Genomic DNA, 9485 nt, shown 5'->3' on the forward strand with positions numbered 1-9485 from the left:
ATGGTTGCGAAGGTAATTACTGGAGTAACTATAATGGTACTGATCTAGGTACTGACGGCATAGGGGACACTGAATTGCCTTGGGAGGGTGTTGATTATTATCCTCTGATGAATCCTTACTGGAGTCCTGGAGACGTTAACCATGATTTGAAGGTTGACATTTATGATGTTGTTAGAATAACAGCAGTTTATGGCTCTCGAGAAGGAGATGATAATTGGAATCCTCACTCTGATATTGCTGAACCATATGGCATCATAGACATATACGACATAGTCAAATGTACAGGCTACTATGGAAAGGAACGGAACAATTCTTAGAGACAATCATTTTGGTTATGCAAAGGTCTTTCCACGATACTCACATTCAAAAGATACGGCAAGATGAGTAGCAAAATATTTTAGGTCACACATTCTAAACATACAAGGTGAGGAATGATAAGTTGCCAGTAGCCTTTGTGCTAATCAACACCGAAATCGGCTCAGAAAGCGAGGTTCTAGAAACCCTGAAAAACGTTGAAGGAGTAGTAGAAGCCTACGCAGTCTACGGAGTCTACGACGTAGTTGCAAAAATCACCGCAGATACTATGGACAAACTTAAAGAAACTGTCACATGGCATGTGCGGAGACTAGACAAAGTTCGCTCCACACTGACTATGATAGTAGTTGAAGAACCCGGCGCCTAGCACAAACCTTCCTTTTTTATCCCTTAACACATTCCTTTTATCGAAGAGAATAAACAATCAAACACGCTGAACGCTAATGGTAGTCCTACACATCGGCTTTGACGACACAGATTCTCCAAGAGGTGGATGTACCACTTATGTAGCCGCCTTACTCGTAGAAAAACTGCAGAAACTGGGCGCCACCTTCAACGACTACCCCAATCTCATCCGCTTAAACCCTAATGTGCCCTGGAAAACCCGAGGTAATGGCGCCCTCTGCCTACGAGTCACATGCAAAAAAAATACAGTAGACTCCGTCTTCGAAGCCGTAGCTGACACTGTTGAAGAAAACTCTGATTTAGGCTTCAAAGACACAGATCCAGGTATCGTCTTCTTTCACGGCGTCGAAATTCCCCGAGAAATTAAAGCCTTCGCCAAAAAAACAATTCAAAGTATCGTCAAAGTGAAACACGCGTTAAAGCTCGTAAAAAAGTTTAGGGCAGAAGCGTTGGGCTTCGGGACAGGATATGGTATAGTCGGCGCATTGGCTGCAATAGGCGAAATCCTAGACCGAGACCACACCTACGAGGTAATAGCATACAGGACACCCGAAAACAGAGGCACCCAACGGCGACTAGATCTCAAGTCAGTCAGAGAGATGGACCAGAAAACCTCTCCCAAAACCTTCAACAACATTGACCCCGAAACAAAACGAATCCTAATAACACCCAGAGGACCAGACCCCATTCTCTACGGGATCAGAGGAGAAACTGCAGAAGCGGTGATTCAAGCCTACAAAATGATTCAACCATTAGAGCCCATAGAAAGATGGGTGGTTTTCCGAACAAATCACGGAACAGATGCCCACCTGAGAAAAGTCAAAACAATAAGCAGCATTCAACCGTATCGCCCGGTAATCGTAACGGGCACGGTGGCATCAATGCCCAAGCTAATTCCGAGAAGACACAGAATATTCTCAATAAAAGACGAAACGGGCAAAGTAGACTGTGCTGCTTATGAGCCAACAGGTACTCTGCGGAAGATTGCAAGGCAACTAATAGTCGGGGACCATGTGGAAGTCTATGGCGGAGTTAGGCCAAGCACCCTAGAACGTCCGTTAACGGTTAATCTTGAAAAACTGCGAATCGTCAAACTCGCACACAGACTAACTACGCATAATCCGAAGTGTCCAAAATGCGGTAAGGGGACGAGTTCTATGGGAACAGGTCAAGGGTTCAGATGCTCAAAGTGTGGTTTTCGATCTTCAAATCTGCGAAAGATGTTGGTTGAAGAGAAACGGGACGTTACTGAAGAGTTTTTCGTTACTTCTCCACGGTCGCAGAGACATTTAACTAAGCCTCTGAGCCGTTACAGGAAAGAGAAGACTTGCAAGCCTAAGATAATGTTGGCTGGCTGGCACTGTCCGTAGCCTATTCTTCTTTTGCTTTGAACATTTCGAGAAGCATGTTGTAAAGTTCTTCTCCGCCTTCAACTTTTGTGAAGAGCTCTTTTTCTGCCTTCAAAATGCGGCCAGCCGTGTTGTAGGTTTTGCGCCATTCCAACTCCTTCCACATAAGCTTATAATTCTTATTCTCAACCCACGCTCTAAAAATTAGAACGAGAAACATGCACAAAGTAACTATCAGGTTCAACAGGTATATTTGTAACAAATCCAACAACAACACCTTCTTAACAAATCTTAACAGGCAACAAGAAGATTTAATTTTTATCTCTCAGCAAACATGCTACCATTACTTGCACGCGCAATACCTAGTGTTCAGGTGACACTTGTGCATACTGCGTTGGCTTGGACGTATATTTCCCTTAAATCATAGACTTGAGCAGACACATTTACGTTTTCTTCTGGAACGTCTGCCTCAAAGGATATTAGGTAAGTTCCGTTGCCATAGTCGGTAAAAGCATAACTAGTTTGTTCGTCTGCGCGTAGCCAAGACCCAGAATAGTATAACACCGTTAAATTTTCAGCCAGCGCAGGAGTCCCTTCATTCAACACGTTACAAGTAACGTTTATCTGCTTCACACTACCCTCCAGCGTTCGGTAAACCCCTTCCACAACAAGCGACGTAGTTACATTCACAGCATAGGGCAGTTGGACATCGACTTGACTGTCTGAAAGTGAAAAATTAAAATCAGCGTAGGCGCTTGAGACACCAAAGCCGTCAGTGCCCCATGACAAATGGGTTCCGTTAGTGTATGGCAACGTATTTCTAAGCGTAAAATTAAGAACAGGCTTTCCAAACTGGTAAAAGCCTCCAGTAAACGATGCCCATCCTTCCAGATTCGCGAATAGAACTGAGCCATCACCTCCCGCCGAAATATTAGCCAGCGAACCAGTGACCGCATGTTTGGAGCCGAGTTTTATAGCCAATACAAAATCGTTTACCCTCATTGACCCGATTTCTTCCAGCGACCTGCCTACTTCGTAGATATAAAGCTGCGTTGACAACAGAACGAGGCTTACCACTAAGACTGCCAACACAAGAATCTGCCCCGAACATCGTCTACCATTATTTTTCTTCACAAAGGCTCACCTCGCCGTTGCTAACTGCAAGCGAAGAAGATAGCAGTTACCTTGAGAGCGCGGGCTGACGCATGGATACTGAACAGAAATCACGTTCCGATCCGGGATTATGCCATTTGAGATGGAAACGTTGTTGACTGGCTGCAACTCTTCGTCATAAACTGAGAGGTTGTAGGAGAGTCCTACCGGCAGCAATGTGTCCAACGCATTTGCTAGAATCGTCCAATTTCCTTCGTTAATCAGCCTACCGAGCCGACCGTCGGTGTCCATGGAAACAAGTGCTTGCATGCCTATGGTTGCTAAAGTATTGTCGTTGTCCAAGTTGGTTGCAGGAGAGATTAGAGTGGCCAAGGCTAAGGCTGAGAACAATAGCAAAATTGACAGAAACGCCTCAATCGTTCTCATCTGCCCCTTGTTGTTAAGCATCGTAGTTTTCTACGCTCCTGCATGTTATAACAAACTCGTATAAGATGGAGTTTATACTCACAACATAGGTTAGGGCAACGACCTTCGACCTAGTAGTTAAGTCGAAGTCTGCGCCAATTTCCAATGGCAACTGTGGATATGTAGTCCACTCCGCAAAGGATGTTGAACCATTGTTTCCATTGAGCACAAGCATCATCGGGCTGGCTTCTAAAAGCTGCGGAATGCTGTATTCCACGGTTTGGGTTCCAGCAGCAGTTTGTGACAGGTTGAAGTAGTAGTTGTACGTCAAAACGTAGGCATTTGAGACATCCACACTTGCGTATTGGAAAGAGACGTTTAAAACGTGGTTTAAGGGGCTGAGTTGAAGAAAAGTCTTGTTGGGTTCAGGAGTTTCAGAGTTGTGACCGAAAGAATCTGTGTTAAAAGCCATCATTTGAGAATACGCCTTCGCTTTTGCAAACACCACAAGCAACGCTGTTCCGTTCAGCGAATTCGGTAAAGTAGCATTTACGAAGCCTATTCCATTAGAGACGGTTGAAGAAGAAACACTATCAACGTAGGTTTCAACAATTGTATAGCATTGCAACCATGAGGCAACGGGAAAACCGGATTTGCTTGTGGAAATATGAAAGGTGTAGGTGGTTTCGGTTTCTCCGCTTTGGCTTGAAGTTAAATTTATGGAAACTTCGAATAGAGGGTGGATTTTTATGTTCATGGAGATGTCTTTAGTTCCTAAGGCGACTAATATTTCTGGGTAGGTAATTGAGTAAATGTTGTCACTGTTCAATCGGGAAACCTTGTCCAGATCCAGTTCGTAAGGCTGTCGAGTTTCTGATGCTAAACCGAAGACCGTTGGAATATTATCTGTCGTTTTTCCCCAATCCGATGCTTCTCCTGTGCTTAAAAGTAAGTATTCAACTAAGCCTTTGTGACGTTCAACTCCATTCATGTTTGACAAATCGTTAAGATAGGGCTGCACAATTTTAGCTGTGCCAACCATTGCCGATACAATGAGGATAACCATAAGCGAACATGCAAAAAACGTATCTACTGAAGACGTCGGCATTTCTCAAAGTCACGCTCCTATCCTGACATGACTCCCAGCATCCCCGTCAGATAGTTTTGAGACAGGAAAAGAGAAATATAGGCAGTGACTGCGAGCATCGCTGAGTATTTAAATCCTGCAGCAAAAGTGCCTTCGCTTATTTTACCTATGAAAAAACCAGACATCCAACACTGAAAGATTATACCTATAGAGAACACCATGATTTGCTGTTGCAAAGAGCTAAACACGGCTGGTTGAGAGCCTGGAACGCTGATTTGGGTGAGGACGTAGATTGTTATCGCCACTATGGAAGTTGTAAGGGCTATTAGAACGCTCCAGACGAAAGCCAACATGACGTAGGGGTTGAGCGTGGAACGTTTATTTGCCTCTATGTCCTTGTTCTTCTCGCTGTACTCGGATAATATTTCAAGTGCGTTTGCCGAGCCGCCTCCAAACTCTATAGTTTCAATTAAAATTAGGAAATAGACCAAGACGGGCCAGCTTCGAATTTTCTTTTTTACGCTGTCGAAAATCTTTCTAAGCGGAACACCCCATTCAATCTGGCTGCGGACAAGCTTCAAGATTTCACTAAACTGTCCATACCCAGTCCTTTTGGTGGCGTGGACGATGCTCTTTACAGGTGAAAGCCCGATTTTTCTAGACTCAGTTACGTCTCTGAGAAAACTGGGCATAGCTTCTTCTGCGGCAAAGTTTTCTTTCGCAATTTTCCGATAAGCAAAGGCAGGAGGTATAGAAATCGCCAAGAGACAGATAGTTACCAGCCCAGGTAAAGTCAACGCTTCGACAATGAAACTTAGCTGCGGCAAAGACATTACAGCGGTAAAGAACCCTGAAGCTACTCCGCCCGAGATTATAACATTGCGATATGCTTCTTTGACGGAGAGCAAATTGCTTTGGCGTGCAAGATTAGCTATAGCCATGAAAACTAGTGTGATGAAAGGAGTTGCGAGGAAAATTAAAGCGTACATAAGGGGTTGTGAAGCTGAAGAAGACGTGCCCCCCGACATATACTCAAACGAGGTTGTTGTAGACATTACGACATACAAAATGTAAACGCACAGCGTGACAATCAGCATAACCGCATACGCCTCAACTAATGTTCCTAATCTCTCGATAGAACGGAATGCTGCTGCACTTTGTACTTCTAGAATGGAACGAAGCCTACTTCTTAGGAAGTTAACCACTTTTATGCCGCTTTTAACCGAAGAAACATATCCAGCAAGGAAGTCGCGGTAGGTTTTTGAAGTTGCTTCCTCAGCTTTCCTGTACATCACGGTTAACGGGTCGTATCCTAAAACTTCAACTTGCCGCACCACTTCCTGAGCTTCCTTTTGAGTCTCGGGCAACAAGCTGACTCGACACATTTTTTTCCAAGCATCAAAAGCACAAATTCCGCTGGCAGCCATCAAAGTGAACAACATTACGGTGAAAGGAAGCTCCCTATCAATCTCAGAAGCCTTTTGCTTCCCAGAAAGCAACATTATCATTGAACCGAATATTTTCAGCGGATTAAAATTGGACGCCAACGTACTCTCACCTACTTGGTTTTTACAGAACCTTTGGGATTGTAGTAATATTTGCTCAGGACGTTGTTCACGCTGCGATAATCTCGGATGTTATGTTCTGCCATGTTCAACAACAGTTTCTTCCGTTGTTCTAAATCGTCCAAAACTTGCTCAACCGAAACGTCCAGATCTTTCGCAATCTTAGGGGTCAAGTAGCTGTTACTCAAGTCTTCTTGGAAAGTATCTGTAGACGCGCTCCACGTAAATGCGTCCTTTATCGAGTTTACATTTTTTATTTCAGCCACTCGAATGAATTTTCTGCTGGAAAGCCTTTTCTCGCCGCTTAGGAAAATAGGCGTTCTAACGTGTTTTACAATAATTGCGCAGTTCATTAATGGAATGATTGATGATGGAATGTTCATCGGTGGCTGTGTCAATCTTTTAATCGACGTCTCCACGTCTTCTGCATGTATCGTGCATAAACCACCATGTCCTGTTGCGAGGGCTTGAAAGAGTACGTAGGCTTCTTCGCCCCGCACCTCGCCGACAATAATCAAGTCTGGACGATGTCTTACAGCGGACTTTATCAAATCGTAAAGCGTAATTTCTCCTTCGCTTTCTACTCCAAATCCTGAACGGGCAATTGTTGCGGTCCAGTTTTCATGAGGTAGGTTAATTTCAGCGACTTCTTCCACAGAAATTATTTTGTAGTTGGGTCTTATCAAGCATGCAATTGCATTTAGGGCGGTTGTTTTGCCTGCTCCTGTTGCTCCCATTATCATCACCGACATCTTGTTTTCCATCAGCAGCCACAGGTATGCGGCAATGTTTTCATCTATTGTCTCATTTTCAATTAGGTCCACTATGGTGAACGGGTCTTCGCGGAACTTTCGTATTGTGAAGCTTGTTCCTGAAGGAGTTGTTTCTTTTCCATAGGACACTGCCAACCGATGTTGTCCTGGCAGAGTGACGTCTACAATGGGGAAGGCTATACTAACGTGTTTTCCCGATTTGTGAACCATTTTCATGACGAAATCGTCAAGTCTCTGCTCTTCTTTGAAGAAGATGTTCGTTCTGATGTTTTCGTATCGTCTATGCCAAAGGAAAATGTGTTTGTTGATTCCACTGCAGCTTATGTCTTCTACGTATGGGTCGAACATTAGTGAGTTGATCTTTCCGTAGCCGACGATGTCTCGTTCTAGGTAGTAGAGAATTTTTTTTAGGCTTATGGGGGAAACATCTTTGAACACTTTTTGGTGTGAGTTGATAATGTCGGGCATTTGTGCGTGGAAGGACTCGCTTAGTGTTTTGTCGCCTTCAGGGGCTTGCAGTTCGTATTCTAAGATGTTTTTCATTCTGAAGGAAATGTCGGTTTCCTCTTTTGTCAGAGGCAGATCGTCGACAACATATAGGTATACTCCAGTGTCTTCGTTTTGAACTATACAGGCGTAAGAGAAAGGAGCCTTTAAGGGGTAAGTTTCAACCTCGACATATCCTTCAGGGACAGTCCACCTTTTCAGGTTTAGGTATCCTGCTAACGTTTCTTCTGAAACGCCAAAATCTGCCTCTTCTTCATGCGGCTCTTCTTTTCTTTTCTTTCGCAATTTTACTTTCACACGCTTTCCCTCCAAGATGTGAGACGAAGGCTGACTGTTGAGCCGTTAATGTAACATTCCAAAACTGCTGGACCATAGCCGCTAGAGTAATTTCCAGAAACAGACACTGTTTTAGGGAGATACTCTCGGTTGGCTACGCTGTCTTCATGTATTGCCCCTAAAGCGCCTTCAACCCATGTTTTTGAGGATTCGTTGCTGAGTCTGATCCAGTATTGTTTTGTGCCGATGGCTATAGGTAGTTGTAAAACTGCTTCTGAGGTAGAGTTTGTCGCTGTGGTTATTATTATGAGTTCGTATCCTTTTGATGCTACGTGGTTTAGTAGGTTTTCAAGTTGTTCTATCTCTGGTATTGTTCGTAGGGTTGTTGCGTAGGCGGCGAAAGAAGAAATGAGAAGTGTGGATATTATAATCAGAGCGAAGAAGCTATAGATGTAGCTTGGTGCTATTGTTGGCATTTTTAGCCTCCTCCCTGTATCCTTTCGAGCTTGATGTTGCACACTAGGGTTTCGACTTTTACGAAGGCTCCACCTGCGTTGCTTGACACGGGAAGTGCCACTATGTCTGTTCTTTCGTCAAAAGTTGCTTTCACGAAAATTGTGGTTATTCGGTAGGAGAAGTTGTAGGTCTGTAGGTTTGAGGTTACGTTTGTGCATGTGGATTTGATGTTGAATTCGCCTTGGGCGGTTAGTGTTGTTGACGTGTTTAGGTTGATTATGTAAAGCCTAAGTGTGTTTACGGGTTTCCCTTGGCTGAACCCTGTTTCGCTTATGGTTGCTAGGGGGCGGTAGGTGAGGGTTAGCTCTGGTGATGTTGTTCCGGGTGACAAGCAGAGCTGTGCCATTGTGAATGCGCTTTGGTTGATTATTGCTCTTCTGTCGCCTTTCATGTAAAACGTATAAACTGCTGTTTCAGCTGGTGGCAGCTCGTAAACGGCCTTTCCTATGCTACTGTTGAAAGCTATGGCGTGAAACGTGTTGTTGTCTGTGACGTTTACTAGGAGGCTTTTTGCTGTGGGGTATGTTTTAAACGTGGCGCCTGAGTCTTCGAAGTTATATACGGTAGAAGTGCCTGGCGACCACTTTGTAAATCCTACAGAGTCTTCGAAGTAGAGCATGTTTTGTTTTGCCACGGCGATGTTGAGGAGTTGTCCTCTTGCTTGGATTTTTGCCACAGAAACGTAGTAGGTTGCTGATACAATTATAGTGAGGGAGACAAACAGCATGAGAAATGAAACAGGTAGCGCGGTTGCTCTTTTTGACAGTAAGAACCGTAACGCTATCTTACTCTTTTTGCGATTCAATTGTACAACCTCAATAGCAACCGTAAGCGACGAAGCTTCAACCATTGCTTCTTAGAGAAGTAATAAGACAATTTGTGTGTAAAACTGTACTACACATAAGAATGCAACATAAGTATTCTAAAAGCGTGATAATTGGTGCATAAAAAAGTAGGAAAAAAAGGAAAGGAGATATTGGCTTTAACTAGCGGATTCAACGTTGACTTCTATCTTGTACTGTGCGCTGGCAGTGAAAACAGTGATGCTGCACGTAGTTCCAATATCTGCAACGGATATGGTGCCTGGGTCTTGAATGTAGATGACTAGGTATTCGCCAGACTTCAAAGATAAATCGTCTGTGGCGTTGTCCCAACCTGTGAAGACACCTAGATA

The 9485-nt window shown here is 43.9% G+C and carries 12 protein-coding genes; 3 read left to right on the forward strand and 9 right to left on the reverse strand.

Annotation, left to right across the window (positions count from 1 at the left end; translation table 11 throughout):
• From OEX01_08600 to OEX01_08610, 3 genes are all read left to right on the forward strand, one after another.
• Positions 1–317 (forward strand): hypothetical protein (locus OEX01_08600; GenBank protein ID MDH5449040.1); only part of this gene is annotated, 317 nt, incomplete at its 5' end.
• A gap of 122 nt (positions 318–439) precedes the next feature.
• Positions 440–682 carry an Lrp/AsnC ligand binding domain-containing protein gene (locus OEX01_08605; GenBank protein ID MDH5449041.1) on the forward strand — a complete coding sequence of 81 codons (243 nt, stop codon included), beginning with the start codon at positions 440–442 and terminating at the stop codon, positions 680–682.
• Positions 683–758: 76 nt separating this feature from the next.
• The gene (locus tag OEX01_08610; protein ID MDH5449042.1) at positions 759–2090 is read left to right on the forward strand and encodes a tRNA(Ile)(2)-agmatinylcytidine synthase; all 1332 of its coding nucleotides are present in this window, start codon (positions 759–761) and stop codon (positions 2088–2090) included.
• A 1-nt stretch (position 2091) separates the two neighbouring features.
• On the opposite strand, the gene OEX01_08615 is transcribed toward OEX01_08610, so the two are convergent.
• From OEX01_08615 to OEX01_08655, 9 genes are all read right to left on the reverse strand, one after another.
• A complete protein-coding gene (locus tag OEX01_08615) occupies positions 2092–2337 on the reverse strand; it encodes a hypothetical protein (protein ID MDH5449043.1) in 246 nt (81 codons plus the stop codon).
• Between the two features lie 101 nt (positions 2338–2438).
• Positions 2439–3203 (reverse strand): hypothetical protein, encoded by a 765-nt coding sequence (locus OEX01_08620; protein MDH5449044.1) that lies wholly within the window; start codon positions 3201–3203, stop codon positions 2439–2441.
• A 6-nt stretch (positions 3204–3209) separates the two neighbouring features.
• Entirely contained in the window at positions 3210–3608 is a 399-nt protein-coding gene (locus OEX01_08625; GenBank protein MDH5449045.1) for a hypothetical protein, read from the reverse strand.
• A gap of 13 nt (positions 3609–3621) precedes the next feature.
• On the reverse strand, positions 3622–4695 hold the full coding sequence (locus tag OEX01_08630) for a hypothetical protein (protein ID MDH5449046.1): 1074 nt from the start codon (positions 4693–4695) through the stop codon (positions 3622–3624).
• 17 nt (positions 4696–4712) lie between these two features.
• On the reverse strand, positions 4713–6221 hold the full coding sequence (locus OEX01_08635; protein MDH5449047.1) for a type II secretion system F family protein: 1509 nt from the start codon (positions 6219–6221) through the stop codon (positions 4713–4715).
• 11 nt (positions 6222–6232) lie between these two features.
• Positions 6233–7816: a type II/IV secretion system ATPase subunit gene (locus OEX01_08640; protein ID MDH5449048.1), complete on the reverse strand. Its 1584-nt coding sequence runs from the start codon at positions 7814–7816 to the stop codon at positions 6233–6235.
• A complete protein-coding gene (locus tag OEX01_08645) occupies positions 7813–8271 on the reverse strand; it encodes a hypothetical protein (GenBank protein MDH5449049.1) in 459 nt (152 codons plus the stop codon). The genes OEX01_08640 and OEX01_08645 overlap by 4 nt, the downstream gene beginning before the upstream one ends.
• Positions 8272–8273: 2 nt before the next feature.
• On the reverse strand, positions 8274–9116 hold the full coding sequence (locus OEX01_08650) for a hypothetical protein (protein MDH5449050.1): 843 nt from the start codon (positions 9114–9116) through the stop codon (positions 8274–8276).
• Positions 9117–9293: 177 nt separating this feature from the next.
• A partial coding sequence (locus OEX01_08655; GenBank protein ID MDH5449051.1) for a hypothetical protein occupies positions 9294–9485 on the reverse strand: 192 nt, incomplete at its 5' end.

The sequence above is a fragment of the Candidatus Bathyarchaeota archaeon genome, from assembly GCA_029882535.1.
GTDB lineage: Archaea > Thermoproteota > Bathyarchaeia > Bathyarchaeales > SOJC01 > JAOUKM01.

Coding starts and splice junctions, on each gene's coding strand:
- OEX01_08610 (MDH5449042.1), top strand. CDS start 759: ATGGTAGTCCTACACATCGGCTTTGACGACACAGATTCTCCAAGAGGT.
- OEX01_08630 (MDH5449046.1), bottom strand. CDS start 4,695: ATGCCGACGTCTTCAGTAGATACGTTTTTTGCATGTTCGCTTATGGTT.
- OEX01_08625 (MDH5449045.1), bottom strand. CDS start 3,608: ATGAGAACGATTGAGGCGTTTCTGTCAATTTTGCTATTGTTCTCAGCC.
- OEX01_08645 (MDH5449049.1), bottom strand. CDS start 8,271: ATGCCAACAATAGCACCAAGCTACATCTATAGCTTCTTCGCTCTGATT.